The sequence below is a fragment of the Rhodobacter capsulatus genome, assembly GCF_052363175.1.
GTDB lineage: Bacteria > Pseudomonadota > Alphaproteobacteria > Rhodobacterales > Rhodobacteraceae > Rhodobacter > Rhodobacter capsulatus_D.
On record NZ_CP198946.1, the window covers coordinates 1339736 to 1354341 of the forward strand.

Below are 14606 nucleotides of genomic sequence, written 5' to 3' on the forward strand. Positions count from 1 at the left end.
GTCCCGGGCGGTCGCTGGCCGCCCGAGGGTCTTTGACTGCGACCTGCCCGGACGTGTGGGGTGGCGTATCGGGTGAAATCCATGATCGCGATACAACTATAAGGCGAATCGCTGCCTGTGACCAGTTCGATTTGGCGCTGTTGCTCCATCTTGCCCGTCCGCCTGCGCCCGCGGCCCATCTTGCCCCGCGCGCGGCTTTCCTCTACCCCATTCGCAACGAAAACCCCTGTCCCGAGGCTTGTCCATGCGCCTGTCCCGCTACTTCCTCCCCGTTCTCAAGGAAAACCCCGCCGAGGCGCAGATCGTCTCGCACCGGCTCATGCTGCGCGCGGGCATGATCAAGCAGCAGGCGGCGGGGATCTATTCGTGGCTGCCGCTTGGTTTCAAGGTTCTCAAGCGCATCGAGCAGATCGTGCATGAAGAGCAGATCCGCGCCGGTCACATCCCGCTTCTGATGCCGACGCTGCAACCGGCCGATCTGTGGCGCGAAAGCGGACGCTATGACGATTACGGTCAGGAAATGCTGCGCATCAAGGACCGTCACGACCGCGACATGCTTTACGGCCCGACGAACGAGGAGATGATCACCGACATCTTCCGCGCCCATGTCTCGTCCTACAAGGATCTGCCGCTGACGCTGTATCATATCCAGTGGAAGTTCCGCGACGAGGTCCGCCCGCGTTTCGGCGTCATGCGCGGCCGCGAATTCTACATGAAGGACGGCTACAACTTCGACCTGACCAAGGAAGATGCGCTGCACGCCTACAACCGTCACATGGTCAGCTACCTGCGCACCTACGAGCGCATGGGCCTGACCGCGATCCCGATGCGCGCCGCCTCGGGCCCGATCGGCGGCGACAACACGCATGAATTCCTCGTGCTGGCGCAGACCGGCGAAAGCGAAGTCTTCTACGATGCCAAGGTGCCGGAGCTGAAACTGGGCAAGCGCGATGTCGATTACGACGACCGCGCGCAGGTGGCCGCGATCTGCGAGGAATTCACCACGCTTTATGCCCGCACCGACGAAACCCATGACGAGTCGGTGTTCAACCAGATCCCGGAAGAGCGTCGCTGCGTCGGACGTGGCATCGAAGTCGGGCAGATCTTCTACTTCGGCACGAAGTATTCGGAATCGATGGGCGCCACCGTCGTCACCCCCGATGGCACCCGCGTGCCGGTCGAGATGGGCAGCCACGGCATCGGCGTCTCGCGCCTTCTGGGCGCGCTGATCGAGGCGAACCATGACGACAAGGGCATCATCTGGCCGGAAGGCGTCACGCCCTTCCATGTCGGCATCGTGAACCTGAAACAGGGCGACGCGGGCACCGATGCCGCCTGCACCGGGCTTTACAAGGCGCTGGTGGCGAAGGGCCTCGACCCGCTTTACGACGACCGCGACGAGCGGGCGGGGGCGAAATTCGCCACGATGGATCTGATCGGCCTGCCGTGGCGGATCACCGTCGGTCCGCGCGGTCTGGCCAACGGCGTGGTCGAGCTGACCTCGCGCCGCACCGGCGAAAGCGAGGAAATGTCGGCCGAAGCCGCGGTCGATCGCATCGTGCAGATCTACGCTGAAATGTGAGCCGTTCGCGGCATCGAAGCGATTGAAAAGAGGGCCCGCTCCGCAAGGACGCGGGCTTTTTCATCACGCCCAAGGCACAAGGTCTTGAGCGAACGTGTTTCGAAGTTCCCGACCAAAATATTGAACTTGTTTGGAAAAAGGCAAATCTTGCGGGCATCACGAGTCTCTGTTGAAGGAAGAGAAAGATGAAAAAGCTCAGTGTTGCGATCGCCGCGATGGCGAGCCTTGCTGCCCCCGCCTTTGCCGGAGGCTTGACGCCCCCCGTGGTTGAAAGCGAGCCCGTGGCCGCCGTCCCGGCGCCCGCGCCGGTGCAATCCTGGGAGGGCTTCTACGCCGGTGTGACCGGTGGCTCGGCCACCAGCGGTGGCGCCACCTACAAGACCCCGGGCTCGGCCGATACCGGCTTTGACATGGGTCGCGGCAGCTATGGTGTCTTTGGCGGTTACAACCTGCAACGTGGCGCGCTCGTCTACGGTGGCGAGATCGCGGCGCAGGCGACCGACTTCAACCTGGATGGGGCGCCGGGCAAGTTCGACAACATGATCGACCTGAAGGCCCGCGCCGGGATGGCCTATGGCAAGGCGCTGCCCTATGCCTTCGTCGGCTATTCGCGCGGCGACTGGAAGAACGGCGACGGCCAGAGCAATGGTGCGGCCGATGGCGTGAACTATGGTCTCGGCGTCGATTACGCGGTGAACGACAAGTGGACGGTCGGTGCAGAACTGATGCGCCGCGAACTCAGCACCGATTTCGACGGCTCGGATGGCAGCGTCGACACCAACTTCAACACCGTGCAGGTGCGCGCGGGCTTCCGGTTCTGAGCTGAACCGAGTGTGAAAACCGGGGAGGGGGGCTCTGCCCCCCGTCCTTTCAGGACTCCCCCCGAGATATTTGTGGCAAGATAAATCCGGCACTCTTTTATCTTGCTCCAAATATCTCGGGGGGTGAATTGGCCAGCGGCCAAGAGGGGGGCAGAGCCCCCCTTTCTGCTGCCCGCAGCGCGGCGCGGTTGACAGTTCCGCGGCCCCGGCGCATACCCGCCCCATCATAACCCGCAACCGGGCGCTTTGTAGCCGCCAAACCGACGAGGAGGACGCATGTCCCAGATCTCTCTCCACTTTCCCGATGGTGCCAAACGCGATTACCCCGCAGGGGTGACGGCGGCCGAAGTGGCGGCCTCGATCTCGCCCTCGCTGGCGAAGGCGGCGATCTCGGCGCAGCTTGATGGCGCGCATTGGGACCTGCAATGGCCGATCACGCAGGATGCCCGGATTTCCATCAACACGATGAAGGACCCGGTTCCGGCGCTGGAACTGATCCGGCACGATCTGGCCCATATCATGGCCCGCGCCGTGCAGGAGCTGTGGCCGGATGTGAAGGTCACCATCGGCCCGGTCCGCGATGCCGGCTGGTTCTATGACTTCGACCGCGCCGAGCCCTTCACGCCCGAAGATCTGGGCGCGATCGAAGCGCGGATGAAGCAGATCATCAACGCCCGCGAGCCGGTGAAGACCGAAGTCTGGTCGCGCGCCGATGCGATCGCGCATTACGAAAAGACCGGCGAGCCCTACAAGGTCGAACTGGTGAACCGCATCCCCGAAGGGGAAAACATCCGCATGTATTGGCACGGGGGCTGGCAGGATCTTTGCCGCGGCCCGCACCTGCAACATACGGGGCAGGTGCCTGCGGACGCCTTCAAGCTGACCCATGTCGCCGGCGCCTATTGGCTGGGCGACAGCACGCGGCCGATGCTGCAGCGCATCTACGGCATCGCCTTCCGCTCGCGTGATGATCTCAAGGCCCACCTGACCATGCTTGAGGAGGCCGCCAAACGCGACCACCGCAAGCTGGGCCGCGAGATGGACCTCTTTCACATGCAGGAAGAGGCGCCGGGGCAGGTGTTCTGGCATCCGAATGGCTGGACGATCTACACCACGCTGCAGGACTTCATGCGCCGCCGCCAGCGCGCCGATGGATATGTCGAGGTGAACACGCCGCAGGTGGTGAACCGCAAGCTCTGGGAGGCCTCGGGGCACTGGGAAAACTACCGCGAGAACATGTTCATCGTCGAAGTCGACGAAGAGGGCGCGCGGGAAAAGGTGATCAACGCGCTGAAGCCGATGAACTGCCCCTGCCATGTGCAGATCTTCAACGTCGGGCTGAAGTCCTACCGCGATCTGCCGCTGCGCATGGCGGAATTCGGGTCGTGCGCGCGCTATGAGCCCTCGGGGGCGCTGCATGGCATCATGCGGGTGCGCGGCTTCACGCAAGACGACGCGCATATCTTCTGCATGGAAGATCAGATCGAAGCGGAAACGAAGAAATTCATCGAGTTCCTGTCCTCGGTCTATGCGGATCTGGGCTTCGACAAATGGCGTATCAAGCTCTCGACCCGGCCCGAAAAGCGGATCGGGACCGAGGAAAGCTGGGATCACGCCGAGGCGGCGCTGGCCAATGCCGTCACCGCGGCGGGGCATGAGTATGAGATCTTCGAGGGCGAGGGCGCGTTTTACGGGCCTAAGCTCGAATTCGTGCTGACCGATGCGATCGGCCGCGACTGGCAATGCGGCACGCTGCAGGTGGACCCGAACCTGCCCGAGCGGCTCGATGCGAATTACATCGGTCAGGACGGCGCCAAGCACCGCCCGGTCATGCTGCACCGCGCCTGTCTGGGGTCGTTCGAGCGCTTCATCGGCATCTTGATCGAATCGCATGCGGGCAAGCTGCCGCTGTGGCTGGCGCCGCGGCAGGTCGTCGTCGCCTCGATCACCTCGGACGCGGATGATTATGTTGAAGAAGTCGCGGCGACGCTGATCGCGGCGGGGAATCGCGCCGAATGCGACACCCGCAACGAGAAGATCAACTACAAGGTCCGCGAGCACAGCCTCGGCAAGGTGCCCTACATCTTCGCCATCGGTGCGAAAGAGGTCGAGACGCGCACCGTTTCCGTCCGCCGTCTGGGCGATACCCGCACCGAAACCGTGGGTCTCGACGAGATCGTGGCGGCGCTGAAGGCCGAAGCGACGCCGCCCGACCTGCGCTGAAAAAACCCTTGAAACACTTGGACGCCACAGGGAAACCTGTGGCGTTCTTTGTTTTTCAAGACCTGCGCGCCTATGGCGCGGGGAGGCGGGTGCGCGCAGGGTGTTCAAGCTTTGTTCCGGGTCTTGGGTAGCTTGCAACACGCTGAAACTATTCCACCTTCAACTTGGAGGTGCAAAAATGTCGCAGGCCTTGAAATCAGCACCTGCGGCGCTTTGGCCGTTGCTTTTTGGAATGTGTATGGCACGCTTCCCCTTGCGTGAACTTGGACTTTCCTACCGCTCCCTTTTGGGGCAGCCGGAAGACTTGGAAGACCTGGCTGCACGTTCTGGCGCAATGTCGCGTCGGGCCAATACGAGGAGAGAGATATGGCTACCGGAACCGTGAAATGGTTCAACACCACCAAGGGCTATGGCTTCATCGCCCCCGATGGTGGCGGCAAGGACGTGTTCGTCCACATCTCGGCGGTGGAACGCGCCGGGCTGAAGTCGCTCAGCGACAACCAGAAGATCAGCTTCGAACTGATCTCGGGGCGCGACGGCCGCTCGTCGGCGGGCGATCTGAAACTTCTCTGAACGACGCTCCTGCCGTCGAGAAGGCCCGCGGCGCCCACGCGGGCTTTTTTCTTGCCTGCTCGCCCGCGGCCCCCCTGCGTCCCCGGTCAAACGAAAAGCCCCACCGCGAGGCAGGGCTTGCAAGTGCATCGATGGCCGATCCGGGCTCAGTCCTCAAGATCACCGACACTGAGGCCAAGCGAGGTCGAAAGGGCCACCAGTTCCAGCCGGTTCGGGATGTGATCGCGCGACTCGATCGCCGTGATGATCTCGGGAGTAACGCCCGAGGCCCGCGCAAGATCAGCCACACTCATCCGCGCAGCCCGTCGCCAAGCCATCAGCGGCGAAGCTCCCGCGCTGACCCAAGCGAGCTGCGTCCAGAAGCTCTGCGATTGTGAGCGGATTTCCTCCCGCGGATATTCTATCCGCAGCTTCGGAATTGCGGTCATGACGTCCTGCCTGTGTCTCGCCTCTTCCCCATGGGAAAAGTAGCGCGAAAAGGCGCGCCGACCTATAATCCAGAAGTTATAAGACGCGGCAACTTTGAGATTAGTTGGACGTGTCAGTGGTCATAAAGAGTTATAATTGAGCCATTTGCGCGGCAGCGTCCCAGCCAAGCGTGAGTCCGTTGCCACGGATCACCGGACGTTTCATCAGCGTCGGATGGGCCTGCAAGAGCACCTCGACCGGTGCGATGCGCTCGGCCTCGGAGAGCGCCCGCCAAGTGGTCGAACTGCGGTTGATCAGCTTCTCGCCGAAGGCCGCGATGAACTCTGCGCGTTCGTCCGCGGTCAGCGGCTCCTTTCGGATGTCGCGCAGAACCGGGGCCTTGCCCGCCGCCGTCAGGGCCGCCATCGCCTTTTGCACCGTGCCACAGGTCTTGATGCCGTAAACGATCATTTTGCCTCCACCAGCTGGCCATCTGAAAGCCGCAGCACCCGGTCCATCCGCGCCGCCAGCTCAAGGTTGTGCGTCGCGATCAGCGCCGAAAGCCCGGTCGCCCGCACGAGTTCCATCAGCGCCGAGAACACCGTCTCCGAGGTGGCGGGGTCAAGGTTGCCCGTCGGCTCGTCGGCCAGCAGCAGGGCAGGGGCATTGGCCAGCGCCCGACAGAAGGCCACGCGCTGTTGTTCCCCCCCGGAGAGCGCCGAGGGCCGGTGCCCGGCCCGTTCTGTCAGCCCGACCCGGGCCAAAAGATCGCGCGCCCGTGCCTCGGCCGCCTTGCGGCTTGTGCCGTTTGCCAGCTGCGGCAGGGTGATGTTCTCCAGTGCGGTGAATTCGGGCAGCAGGTGGTGGAACTGATAGACGAATCCCAGCGCCTCGCGTCGCGCCGCCGTGCGGGCGGCGTCCTTTGCCCCGGTCATGTCCTGCCCCTGCAGGATTACCCGCCCGGAATCGGGCGTATCAAGCAGCCCGGCAATGTGCAGAAGCGTCGATTTCCCCGCCCCCGATGGCGCGACAAGGGCCACGACCTGCCCGCGCGGGATGGTCAGATTCGCGCCTTTGAGAACCGCAATCGCATTCGGCTTGCCGTGGTTATAGCTCTTTTCCAGCTGTTCCAGCTTCAGCACGTCATTCATAGCGCAGCGCCTCCACCGGGTTCAGCCGCGCCGCCCGACGGGCCGGAAAGATCGTCACGACGAAGCTCAGGCCAAGCGCCAGAAGCACTGCCTTGGACACGTCCCAGAGTTGCAGCTTTGCGGGCAGCTCGTAGATGCCGCGGATCGACGGATCCCAGGCGCCGCCGCCGCTGATCCAGTTCACCGCATCCATCACATGGCTGATGTTGAGAGCAAAAAGCACCCCCAGCCCGACGCCAAGCGCCGTGCCGATCGTGCCGGTAAACGCCCCGCACAGGAAGAAGACCCGCATCACCGAGCCCTCGGTCAGCCCCATCGTGCGCAGGATGCCGATGTCGCGGCCCTTGTTCTTCACCAGCATGATCAGCCCCGAGGTGATGTTCATCGTCGCGATCAAGACCAGTACCGACAGGATGACGAACATCACGTTGTCCTCCATCGTCAGCGCGCGCAGGAAGCTGCCCGAAGCATCGCGCCAGCTCCAGAGCATCGTGCCCGCGCCCCCCGCCGCGATCAGATCGGGCGTCAGATCGTCGACATGTTCGGGGTCCTTGACCATGACCTCGATCTCGTCGGCGCCGCCCTCGCGGTTGAAGAAGCTCTGCGCCTCGGCGAAGGGCATGTAGATGCGGGTGCGGTCGATGTCCCAGCGCCCGGCGGTGAAGATGTAGACGACGGTATAGGCGTTCACCCGGGGCGAGACGCCAAACGGCGTCTTCACGCCATTGGGCGAGATCAGCTTGACCGTATCGCCCGCCGCCACGCCCAGTTCGCGCGCCAGTTCCGAGCCCATGGCGATGCCCTGGCCGAAGCTTTCGATCTCGCCCTCGATCTGGTCGGAATGGGCGACGCGGGGAATGGTCATCAGGTTGTCGTAGGAGATCCCGTAGACCTCCGCGACGTTCGAGCGGTCGTTCATCGTCGCCATCACCTGCCCGCGGATCAGCGGCGCGGCCCGGGTGACGCCGGGCACCTTCAGCAGCCGTGCGGCGCGGGCCTCGTAATCGGGCATCAGGCTGGAGAAGATGTCGGTGTCGGGCGCCACTTCCATCGGTGCGGAATAGACCGTGACATGGGCGTTCGAGCCCAGAATCGTGTCGACGAATTCGGCGCGAAAGCCCGCGCGCACGGCGAGCGTGATGATCAGCGCGGCCACGCCGAGCATGATGCCGATCAGGCTGATCCAGGTCATCACGCTGACGCCGCCCTCGGCGCGGCGTGCGCGCAGGTAGCGCCAGGCGATGAGGAATTCGAAGCCGGAAAACGGCGCGGTGCGTGTGGCCATGAAGCGCTCCCAGAAGTCGGCGCAAGCTGGCCTCTGGGCGGTCAAAGGTCAAGCCACGATGCGTAAAGATGCCGCGAGGGCGGGGGAAGGGCGCCCTCGGCAGTCCCTCCCTTGAAATTCGCGCCCCCTTTATCTTGCTAAAAATATCTCGGGGGGGGCTTTTGGTGAAACCAAAAGGGGGGGCAGAGCCCCCCCACTTTCCGACGCTGTCTGGCAAGTGCCCCGCCCTGCGCTTGCGCTTCGGGCGTTCGCGCCTTGGACCGCCGCTCAGCCCATCCGTTCCGACGTGTAGCCGCCGGGCGAGGCCGGGAAGACCACGGTCTTGTTGCCATTGATGAAGGTGCGGTGCTGCACATGGGCATGGATCGCGCGGGCCAGCACCAGCGCCTCGACGTCGCGGCCAAGGCTGACGTAATCCTCGGGGCTTTGCGCATGGGTGATGCGGACGGTTTCCTGCTCGATGATCGGGCCTTCATCAAGGTCCGCGGTCACATAGTGCGAGGTCGCGCCGATCAGCTTCACACCGCGCTCATAGGCCTGCTTGTAGGGGTTGGCGCCCTTGAAGCTCGGCAGGAAGGAATGGTGGATGTTGATGATCTTGCCCGACATCTTCTGGCAGAGCTTGTCCGACAGGATCTGCATGTAGCGCGCCAGAACGATCAGCTCGGCCCCCGATTCCTCGACCACATCCAGGAGATGCGCCTCGGCCTCGGGCTTGTTTTCCTTCGTCACCTTGATGTGGTGGAAGGGGATGTCGTGGTTCACCACCACCTTCTGATAGGTCATGTGGTTCGAGAAGACGCCGACGATCTCGACCGGCAGCGCGCCGATGCGCCAGCGATAGAGCAGATCGTTCAGACAATGGCCGAAGTTCGAGACCATCAGCAGGACCTTGACCTTCTTCTCGGCGTCATGGATCGCCCATTCCATGTCGAATTCCTTGGCGACCGGCTCGAAGCCCGCCTTCAGGCTTTCAAGCGTGGCCCCGGTCTGCGACACGAAGGTGACGCGCATGAAGAACTGACCGGTCAGAAGATCGTCATACTGGTTCGAATCGGTCAGGTTGCAGCCGCTGTCGGCCAGATAATTGGCAATCGCCGCCACGATCCCGCGGGTCGAGTGGCAGTTCACGGTCAGCACATAGGTCGTCATTCCCGGTTCCTTTCGCGGCCCCTACAGAGTGTCTCGGAGGCGTCTAGCACATATTCCCCGCCCCGCGCCAAGGGGCCTGCCGGGATGCGACAGCGGATCGTCGAAATGCGTCACGAGGCGTGTCGCAAATGCTCAGGGCTGCGCCGTCCCCCCGCGCTGAGGCGTGCTGGCCCAGGCGCCAGTGCGCCAATGCCGGGCGCGTTTCGGCTTTTCCTTGGCAAAATACGCCGGGGGGTGCGGGGGGCGGAGCCCCCCCCGTGGGTCGCCTCGGGCCTGCCCGAGGCGAAAGCCCGGCGTGCGACGAAAAGGCCGCCCGAAGGCGGCCCTTGCAGAAAGATCAGATCTGCTTTTCGGGCAGATGCACCACCAGACCATCCAGAAGCGAGGTCACCTTGATCTGGCAGGTCAGCCGCGAGGTCACCGGGTTCGGCTCGAAAGCGAAATCGATCATGTCGGTCTCGGTCGGCAGCGCCTTCGGCAGCTTGTCCACCCAGGCCGCATCGACATAGGCGTGGCAGGTCGAGCAGGCGCAGGCGCCGCCGCAATCCGCGTCGATCCCCGGAACGCCATTGTCGCGCGCCGCTTCCATCACCGTCAGCCCGGGTTTCGCATCCACCTCGTGACGGGTGCCATTGTGTTCGATGAAGATGATTTTCGCCATGAAATCCTCGTGTGCCTGTGGCTGCGCTGGGTCCGCTTTCCCTTTAGGACAAAGGCGCTCGCATTGCCAGAGCCGCTTGGCCGCATCCTTGCTGCCCCCTCCCGCCCCCTTTGCGCCGCGGGGTAAAGCCGCTATGGTCGCGCCCGACACCGACCCGGACCCGACATGCGTTTTTCCCTGCCTCGCCCGACCCTTGCCCTGCTCGCGCTTTGCGCGGCCCTTGCCGGGTGCACCGAGGCGGACGCCCCCGCGACGAGGGACAAACCCGCGACCGAGGCGGCCGAGCCCGATCCCACGCCGATTGTTGCCCCCCCGGCCAATTCGCTGGCGGGCGAGTGGTTGAAAACCCGCCCTGGACCCGAAGCGAAGGGCTGTTTCACCGAAGAACGCCGCCCGGCGGTGGTCGAGACGGTGACCGAACATGTGCTCGTCGACCCCGAAACCCGCGACGCGAAGACCGGCGTTGTGATCGCCCCCGCAACCTACCGCACCACCACGCAAGCGCGCATCGTTTCGGGCGGCGGGCGGATGTGGTTCGCCTCGGTCTGTGCGTCGCAGATGACGCAGGCGCGCATCGCGGTCCTGCAACGCGCGCTCTGGGTGCGGGGGCTTTATGACGGCCCGCTTGACGGCAAGATGAGCGCTGCCACGCGCGAGGCGATCCGGCGCTATCAGACCCAACGCGGCTTGCTGAGTGCAGAACTGTCGCTGCGCGCCGCGCGCGAGATGGGCGTTGTGTCCTGGCTCGAGACGCCCGAAGGGCCGTAGCGCAAAAGAAAAGGCACCCCGAAGGGTGCCTTTCGATCCGTTTGGCCGGGCTTATTGCAGCGGCACCGCGACGAAGCGCGGCTCGCCATCGCGGCGAATGAGCAAGAGCACCGATTTGCGCCCGCCATCCTTCGCCTCGGCCACGCGCGCCTGCAGATCCGCAAGCGAGGCGACCGGCTGTTGACCGGCTTCGACGATCACATCGCCCACTCGCAGCCCCTTGTCGAAGGCGCTGCCGGTCTCGTCGATATCGGTCACCATCAGCCCGGTCAGATCCGCGGGCAGGTTGCGCTCGGCCCGCATCGTGTCGGTGATCGGCGAAAGCGACATGCCCAGAACCGCACCGCCCGCGACGCCCGGTCCCTGATCGTTGCCGTTCGTGCTGGTCTCATTGTTCTCGGCCAGTTCGCGTTGGCCCAGCGTCACTTGCAGCGTCACTTCTTTGCCGCCGCGCATCACCACCACATCGACCGCCTCGCCCACCGGCGCATCGGCGACACGGCGGGTCAGCGATTTCGTGTCCTTCACGGCGGCGCCGGCAAAGCTGGTGATCACGTCACCCGATTTGATCCCGGCTTTTTTCGCCGGGCCTTCAGGCACTTCCGAGACCATCGCGCCCTCGGGCGTGGCCAGGTTCATCGCCTCGGCCATGTCCGGGGTCACGTCCTGGATCTTCACGCCCAGCCAGCCGCGGCGGGTGGCGCCGAATTCCTTGAGCTGGCCGACGACCTTCGAGACCACGTTCGACGCCATCGAGAAGCCGATGCCGATCGAGCCGCCGTTGGGCGAGAGAATCGCCGTGTTCACGCCGATCACCGTGCCGTCCATGTTGAACAGCGGCCCGCCCGAGTTGCCGCGGTTGATCGCGGCGTCGGTCTGGATGTAGTCGTCATAGGTGCCGCTCAGTTCGCGGTTGCGCGCCGAGACGATGCCGACCGAGGTCGAGAAGCCTTGGCCAAGCGGGTTGCCCATCGCCATCACCCAGTCGCCTTCGCGCATCTTGTCGCTGTCGCCGAAATTGACGAAGGGCAGGGGCTCCTTGCTTTCGACTTTCAAAAGCGCGATGTCGGTCTTTGGATCGGTGCCGATGATCTTCGCGTCAAGCTTCTTGCCATTGGCGAATTCGATCGAGATTTCATCGGCGACCGCGTTGCCATCCTCGCCCTTGATGACGTGGTTGTTGGTGACGATGTAGCCGTCTTCCGAGATCACGAAGCCCGAGCCGAGCGCATCGGCACGGTGTTGGCGCTGCGGTCCGCCCTGCGGCCCGTTCGGCATGCCGAATTCCTTGAAGAAATCCTCGAACGGCGAGCCCGGCGGGAAGTTTGGCATGCCGCCTGCGGGTTCGGAAACCGTGGTCGAGGTGGTGATCATCACCACCGCCGGTTTCACCTGTTCGACAAGATCGGCGAAGCTTTCGGGCACCGGTCCGGCCAGCGCGGGCGTCATCGCCACAGGCGAAAGGCTGAGCGCGGTCGACAGCAGCGCCGCGATCAGGATCGGTCGGGCAAGACGCGGGGTGGTGAGGGAAAGGGCAGTCTTGGTCATGCGGGTCTCCCGTGGTCCTTGGCCGGTGTTCCGGCTTGACCTGAATAAAAGCGTAAGCGTCACGCCGTTCAAATGAAAGCCCGTCGCGGGGCGTCACTTCGATGTGAGAGGGTGGAGAGGCTCATGTGAAGGCATGCACCAGCGCGACGATGCCCACGCCCGCGGCGACGGCGGCAAGACCGATCCGGCGCCGTCCGACCGGGCCGATGCTGGCCAGAAGCGCCAGCACCTCCTCGATGCGCGAAGGGGCCAGCACAAGTGCCAGCCCCTCGATCACGAGCACAAGGCCCAGAGCGGTAAAAACCGCCGCCATCAGTTGCCGGCCGCCGGGGCCGCAGGCGCGCCGCCCGCGTCGAGCGATTTCACGAAGCGCTCATAGTCGAAGTAGAGGCTGCCAGGTTCCGTCACCAGCGACGAAGTCCCCGGCTTCAGGCTTTCGGCATAGAATTGCAGGGCCCGGGTGAAGGCGAAGAAGCTTTCGTCTTTGCCATAGGCTTCCGCATAGATCCGGTTGCGTTCGGCATCCGCCTGACCACGCACGATTTCCGCCTGCTTGCGCGCTTCCGAGGTGAGTTCGACCACCTCGCGATCGGCCGTGGCCCGCACACGCTGCGCGGCTTCGCCGCCGCGGGCGCGTTCATCCGCCGCCTCGCGTTCACGCTCGGCCCGCATCCGCGCATAGGTCGCGGCGAGGTTCTGCTCGGGCAGATCGGTGCGCGTCAGCCGCACGTCGATCACATCAACCCCCAGCGCATTCGCCTCGCGTTTGGCGATGTCGCGGATCTTGTTCATCAGCGCGGTGCGGTCGTTCGACAGAACGGCGGTCGAGGGCACCGAGCCCATGACTTCGCGGATCGCGTTGTTCAGGATGCCGTCGAGCCGGTTCTTGGCAAAGCTTTCGCCGCCATCGCCCACGGCTTCGCGGAATTTCACCGCATCGACGATGCGCCAGCGCGCGAAGGCATCGACCACCAGACGACGATCGTCGAGCGGCGTGACTTCAAGCGGTTGCGTCGTCAGGCTGATGATCCGGTCGTCATATTTCACCACGTTCTGCACGAAGGGGATCTTGAAGCCGATGCCCGGTTCCGTCCGCGCCGCGGTGACTTCGCCGAATTGCAGCACCAGCGCCTTTTCGCGCTCGTCCACGGTATAGATTGACGACAGCCCCAGCCCCACCGCGATGATCGCGAGCGGGATCACGAATTGCGCTTTCATCAGTTCGTCCCCCCGTTCGTCGTCTGCACGGGCCGCAGCCGGTCGAGCGGCAGATAGGGCACGGTGCCCGATTGCCCGTCGATCACCACCTTGTTCACCCCGCCAAGGGTCTGGCTCATGGTTTCGTAGAACATCCGCCGCTTCGTCACCTCGGGGGCCTTGCGGTATTCCTCGTAGACCGAGGTGAAGCGCGCGGCCTGACCCTGAGCGTCGTTGACCACTTCGGCGCGGTAAGCCTCGGCCTGCTGCACCAGCTGCGCGGCCTGACCGCGGGCGCCCGCGGTGACCTGGTTGGCGTAGGCGTCGGCCTCTTTCTCCAGCTTGTCGCGTTCCTGCTGCGCGGCCTGCACGTCGCGGAAGCTGTCGATCACTTCGCGCGGCGGGTCGGCGCGGTTGAAGTTCACCCGCACGATGTTGATGCCCGCGGCATAGCTGTCGAGCGTCGTCTGCACCGCCGTGCGCAGATCCGAGGCGATGGTGCCGCGGTCGCGGTTCAGGATCGGCGCCAGTTCGGACCGCGCGATGATGTCGCGCATCGCGGATTCGCTGACGGCGCGGATCGTGTCTTCCGGATCTGCGAGGTTGAACAGGAATTTCGACGGGTCCGAGACGTTCCAGACGATCTGATAGCTGACATCGACGATATTCTGGTCGCGCGTCAGCATCAGCCCGGAATCGGTGACGAAATCGGCACTGCTGCGGTTTGAGGCAAAGGCGCCGTCGCTGCTTTCCGAAGAGCTGATCGGCCGCGCGCGGCCGGTGCCCACTTCGGTGGTGCGTTCGTCGGTGACCGGGATCACCACTTTCGAGATCACGGGCCAGGGCGCGAAGTTCAGGCCCGGATTGCCGGTGGCGTAATATTTGCCGAACATCAGCTCGATCGAGCGTTCGTTCTGCTGCACCGTGTAAAACGAGGTCCAGGCCCAGACCGCCGCCAGCGCCGCAGCACCAATGGCGAGCGTGCCAAGCGTGAAGGCCGGGCCGTCATCGCGCCCGCCGCCGGGGCGGCCATTGCCGCCGCGTCCGCCCATCAGCACGCGCAGTTGTTCTGTGCCCTTGCGCACGATCTGGTCAATTTCCGGAATGGGCGCGTTGTCGTTTGGCTGGCGCGGGCCGGGGCGGCGCGGCGGCTCGCGGTCGTCACCGCCACCCGAGCCCCAGGGTCCTCCGTTGGTCATGCTGTCCTCTTTCGAATGCTCTTGCCCCGAAGTGGGGA

Annotated in this window: 15 protein-coding genes; 5 read left to right on the forward strand and 10 right to left on the reverse strand. The window is 64.3% G+C overall.

The genetic code is table 11. From position 1 onward, the window contains the following. The first annotated feature begins 244 nt into the window (after positions 1 to 244). The 4 genes from proS to ACTTAI_RS07480 all read left to right on the forward strand — a co-directional run bounded on the left by proS (position 245) and on the right by ACTTAI_RS07480 (position 5199). Entirely contained in the window at positions 245 to 1582 is a 1338-nt protein-coding gene (gene proS, locus ACTTAI_RS07465) for a proline--tRNA ligase (protein ID WP_444455159.1), read from the forward strand. A gap of 185 nt (positions 1583 to 1767) precedes the next feature. Continuing rightward, the gene (locus ACTTAI_RS07470) at positions 1768 to 2403 is read left to right on the forward strand and encodes an outer membrane protein (protein WP_444455160.1); all 636 of its coding nucleotides are present in this window, start codon (positions 1768 to 1770) and stop codon (positions 2401 to 2403) included. 276 nt (positions 2404 to 2679) lie between these two features. After that, positions 2680 to 4626: a threonine--tRNA ligase gene (thrS, locus tag ACTTAI_RS07475; RefSeq protein WP_444455161.1), complete on the forward strand. Its 1947-nt coding sequence runs from the start codon at positions 2680 to 2682 to the stop codon at positions 4624 to 4626. A gap of 366 nt (positions 4627 to 4992) precedes the next feature. Further along, a complete protein-coding gene (locus ACTTAI_RS07480) occupies positions 4993 to 5199 on the forward strand; it encodes a cold-shock protein (RefSeq protein WP_055212694.1) in 207 nt (68 codons plus the stop codon). Between the two features lie 146 nt (positions 5200 to 5345). Here the strand turns inward: ACTTAI_RS07480 and ACTTAI_RS07485 are convergent, their stop codons facing one another. The 6 genes from ACTTAI_RS07485 to fdxE all read right to left on the reverse strand — a co-directional run bounded on the left by ACTTAI_RS07485 (position 5346) and on the right by fdxE (position 9856). Further along, the gene (locus ACTTAI_RS07485) at positions 5346 to 5627 is read right to left on the reverse strand and encodes a helix-turn-helix transcriptional regulator (RefSeq protein WP_444455162.1); all 282 of its coding nucleotides are present in this window, start codon (positions 5625 to 5627) and stop codon (positions 5346 to 5348) included. Between the two features lie 130 nt (positions 5628 to 5757). Further along, entirely contained in the window at positions 5758 to 6078 is a 321-nt protein-coding gene (locus ACTTAI_RS07490) for an arsenate reductase family protein (RefSeq protein WP_444455163.1), read from the reverse strand. Then, on the reverse strand, positions 6075 to 6758 hold the full coding sequence (locus tag ACTTAI_RS07495) for an ABC transporter ATP-binding protein (RefSeq protein WP_444455164.1): 684 nt from the start codon (positions 6756 to 6758) through the stop codon (positions 6075 to 6077). Before ACTTAI_RS07495 ends, ACTTAI_RS07490 begins: the two co-directional genes overlap by 4 nt. After that, positions 6751 to 8043 carry a lipoprotein-releasing ABC transporter permease subunit gene (locus ACTTAI_RS07500; RefSeq protein ID WP_444455165.1) on the reverse strand — a complete coding sequence of 431 codons (1293 nt, stop codon included), beginning with the start codon at positions 8041 to 8043 and terminating at the stop codon, positions 6751 to 6753. The genes ACTTAI_RS07495 and ACTTAI_RS07500 overlap by 8 nt, the downstream gene beginning before the upstream one ends. A 267-nt stretch (positions 8044 to 8310) precedes the next feature. Then, entirely contained in the window at positions 8311 to 9195 is an 885-nt protein-coding gene (gene purU, locus ACTTAI_RS07505; RefSeq protein WP_444455166.1) for a formyltetrahydrofolate deformylase, read from the reverse strand. A gap of 337 nt (positions 9196 to 9532) precedes the next feature. Further along, complete coding sequence (gene fdxE / locus ACTTAI_RS07510) at positions 9533 to 9856, reverse strand: ferredoxin FdxE (protein ID WP_444455167.1); 324 nt, start codon at positions 9854 to 9856, stop codon at positions 9533 to 9535. Between the two features lie 165 nt (positions 9857 to 10021). Between fdxE and ACTTAI_RS07515 the strand changes: the two genes are divergently transcribed. Next, positions 10022 to 10624, forward strand: coding sequence for a peptidoglycan-binding domain-containing protein (locus tag ACTTAI_RS07515; RefSeq protein ID WP_444455168.1), 603 nt, complete (start codon positions 10022 to 10024; stop codon positions 10622 to 10624). A gap of 51 nt (positions 10625 to 10675) precedes the next feature. Here the strand turns inward: ACTTAI_RS07515 and ACTTAI_RS07520 are convergent, their stop codons facing one another. The 4 genes from ACTTAI_RS07520 to hflK all read right to left on the reverse strand — a co-directional run bounded on the left by ACTTAI_RS07520 (position 10676) and on the right by hflK (position 14568). Next, positions 10676 to 12172: a DegQ family serine endoprotease gene (locus tag ACTTAI_RS07520; RefSeq protein WP_444455169.1), complete on the reverse strand. Its 1497-nt coding sequence runs from the start codon at positions 12170 to 12172 to the stop codon at positions 10676 to 10678. Positions 12173 to 12293: 121 nt separating this feature from the next. Continuing rightward, on the reverse strand, positions 12294 to 12485 hold the full coding sequence (locus ACTTAI_RS07525) for a DUF2065 domain-containing protein (RefSeq protein ID WP_444455170.1): 192 nt from the start codon (positions 12483 to 12485) through the stop codon (positions 12294 to 12296). Next, on the reverse strand, positions 12485 to 13393 hold the full coding sequence (hflC, locus tag ACTTAI_RS07530; protein WP_444455707.1) for a protease modulator HflC: 909 nt from the start codon (positions 13391 to 13393) through the stop codon (positions 12485 to 12487). The genes ACTTAI_RS07525 and hflC overlap by 1 nt, the downstream gene beginning before the upstream one ends. After that, the gene (hflK, locus tag ACTTAI_RS07535; protein WP_444455171.1) at positions 13390 to 14568 is read right to left on the reverse strand and encodes an FtsH protease activity modulator HflK; all 1179 of its coding nucleotides are present in this window, start codon (positions 14566 to 14568) and stop codon (positions 13390 to 13392) included. The genes hflC and hflK overlap by 4 nt, the downstream gene beginning before the upstream one ends. Positions 14569 to 14606: the final 38 nt, after the last annotated feature.